The sequence below is a fragment of the Actinomadura geliboluensis genome (assembly GCF_005889745.1).
Taxonomy (GTDB): Bacteria; Actinomycetota; Actinomycetes; order Streptosporangiales; family Streptosporangiaceae; genus Spirillospora; species Spirillospora geliboluensis.
The window spans coordinates 1-2680 of the sequence record NZ_VCKZ01000661.1 but is presented as its reverse complement, the minus strand read 5'-3'; the positions used below and the strand labels follow the sequence as shown (position 1 = coordinate 2680).

At 68.6% G+C, this 2680-nt stretch carries 3 protein-coding genes; all 3 read left to right on the top strand.

Features of this window, described 5'->3' with window-relative positions:
• Positions 1 to 399: HNH endonuclease signature motif containing protein (locus tag ETD96_RS45585; protein ID WP_171069527.1), on the top strand; the 399-nt coding region annotated here is incomplete at its 5' end.
• Positions 400 to 670: 271 nt separating this feature from the next.
• The gene (locus ETD96_RS43180; RefSeq protein ID WP_138642257.1) at positions 671 to 874 is read left to right on the top strand and encodes a hypothetical protein; all 204 of its coding nucleotides are present in this window, start codon (positions 671 to 673) and stop codon (positions 872 to 874) included.
• 453 nt (positions 875 to 1327) lie between these two features.
• On the top strand, positions 1328 to 1843 hold the full coding sequence (locus tag ETD96_RS43175; protein ID WP_138642256.1) for a hypothetical protein: 516 nt from the start codon (positions 1328 to 1330) through the stop codon (positions 1841 to 1843).
• The last annotated feature ends 837 nt before the right edge of the window (positions 1844 to 2680 follow it).

The following is a 2680-nucleotide window of genomic DNA, read 5'->3' as shown; positions in this document are numbered from 1 at the left end:
GCCGGAGTCTCACCCCTCCTGCTCGGCGGCGGCAACACCCCGCTCTACCTGGGCCATCGGGTCCGGTTCGCCACCGCCCCACAGCGCCAGGTCCTGGAGACCCTGTACTCCACCTGCGCGGTCGAGGGCTGCGATGTCCCCGGGACGCTGTGCGAGGTCGACCACGTCCACGGCTGGGCCCTCGGCCGAAGCCCCACCGACATCGACCAACTCGCCCTCACCTGCGGCTGGCACAACCGCTACAAACACACCAACCCACACCGCATCCACATCACCAAGAACCCGGACGGCCGCTACACCTACCGCCTCCACCCACCCGGTGCCGGTCGGGCCATAGGCCCGCCATCGTGGATCACCACCTCGGCCAGCCGTCCACCCCCGACAAGCCAAGCCGCCTGACGGCCCCGCCGCGCCAAAGCCCGACGACCGTCCAACGAATAGCCGAAATCGGCAGCTCGTTGGAGGCTGCTGCCTGTTGCCCACCGCCTGTTCCCAGTGCATTTCAGGGAACGGGCGGTTCGGTCATGGGGCGCGCGCACGTTGCCAAGATGTGCCCGCTGACCTCCGCAGTAGCACCGCAGGCCGCGTCCCCTCGCACACCGAGCAGGGGAGCCTTGCCCCCATCAAAGCCCTTCGTTGACGGCGCTGATGTGGAGGCCGCGCGTCCGGCGTGGGACTGCAGCCCGGCACGGTCGAGGAGCTGTGCCGACACCTGGACGGGCTGTCGCTCGCGGTGGAGCTGGCCACGGCGCGCGCCCGGATCATGTCGGTGCCGGAGATCGCGCACGGGCTGAACAACCGGTTCGCGCTGTGGCCTGATGTGCACGCTCGACTGCATGACGCTCGCAGTACTCGAGTGGGCCGCAGCCGATAACCGACCTGGTCGGCCGGTTGAGCAACGGGCCAGGACCCCGGCCAACGGCTTTGGACCTTGTTCGCAGGCCCGGAGCGGCCGCGCGCTGTGCAGCTTGGTCGACCACCCGCCAGGGCGAACGCTCCAGGGCCTGATCGCCCACACCAACCTGCCAGCTGATCAGCCCAGCAGCATCAGTCCGTGCACGCTCGCCAGCGGTGAAACCGCGAACCCACCGCCTGCCAGAAGTTGTGGCAGTTGGGCACGTCCCGTACCGCGACCAGCGCCAGGACCGGCTGGACCACCGGACCGGCGTGGCCTCGCACCAGCCCATCTCGCACCCCGTCCGAGGTAGAGGAGCATGTGATGTGCCACGCGGCACGAACCGCGTGCCGGGCCTGATCAATCGCCCAGGTCACCTGATGTCTGCACGTCTCAGCGAGGTTGTGCCTTCGGGCGAAGGATCCGCGCAGGGTGGCCGCCGACCTCGACCGTTGGCTGGCGGAGGACGGGACTTCCCCGTCGGAGGCCGTGCCGGTCGATCACCCCCATGACGGCACGGTCCGGACGCACCGTGGCGTCGATGCGGCGCGCGTCAAGATCAAGGGACGGCTTCCCCAGCCGGTGCTGGAGGAGTTCGCCCACGAGGGCCCCGGGACGTTGCGGGCCTGGCTTCGACGCACCGAGTTCGGCCGGGGGACGCCGGCGCTCACGAAGAGGTGCACCCACCGTTTCCGCATCCTGCGCCGCCACCACATCAACGGCTGGGCGCTCGGCCGAAGCCCCACCGACATCGACGAGCTCGAACTCACCTGCGGATGGCACAACCGCTACAAACACACCCACCCCGACCGCATCCACATCACCAAGCCACCGGACGGCCGCTACACCTACCGGCTGCCTCCCCCCGGTGCCGGTCGGGCCAAAGGTCCGCCATCGTGGACCACCACCTCGGCCAGCTGTCCACTCCCGACAAGCCAAGCCGCGTGACGGCCCCGCCGCGCCAAAGCCCGACGACCGTCCAACGAATAGCCGGACTCTGCAGCTCGTAGGAGGCTGCTGCCTGTTGCCCACCGCCTGTTCCAGGGCATGTCAGGGAACGGGTGGTTCGGTCATGGGGCGCGCACGTTGCCATGGTGCGCCCGCTATCCCGCAACCGCACCGCAGGCTGCGCCCCATCGCACACCGAGCAACAGACCCTGCCGCCATCAAAGTCCTGCGCCAGGGATCAGCAGCGAACCCCGGTCCTGGGCGGCAAGCGCTCATCGTCCGACTGCACCGAGATCATGACCGCATCCAGCTAGCGGACGGTGGGCTGGCGGTCTGGTGCACAGCGGTGTTGAGAAGGGCGGCCGGGGCTCGGCGGCGCGTGGCGTGGCTATGGCTGCGGCTGTTTCGCCTGGGCGGCGTAAGAGTGCGCGCGTCGGCTGCGAGCCAGGTCTGCCTGGCCTGTGGTGATGCGAGGGCGCTGGTGCGGCGCTGCCTTCTTTGTTGGTTGGGGCCGTGGTCGTTGCGCTGACCTGGCTGAACGGGCTGCTGGTGGGTGCTCACCGGCTCACAGTCCGGCGTGGTGAGTGTCTGCCAGTTTTCGGGTCGGTCTTCGTCGGCTGTCTCATCCCTCAGTGTGTTGACGGCCGGAGGTAATTGAACGCGTTCAGTTTTTGGGGTTAGGGTCGTTGTAGTCGGTGGAGGGAGTGGGATGCGGGTCGTGATTCCCGGGGGGACCGGGCAGGTCGGGGCGGTGCTGGATCGTGCCTTGACGGCGGGCGAGGTTGGTGGGCGGCACCGCACCATGCTACCAATAACCGTAGTAGTACGATCGTAGTG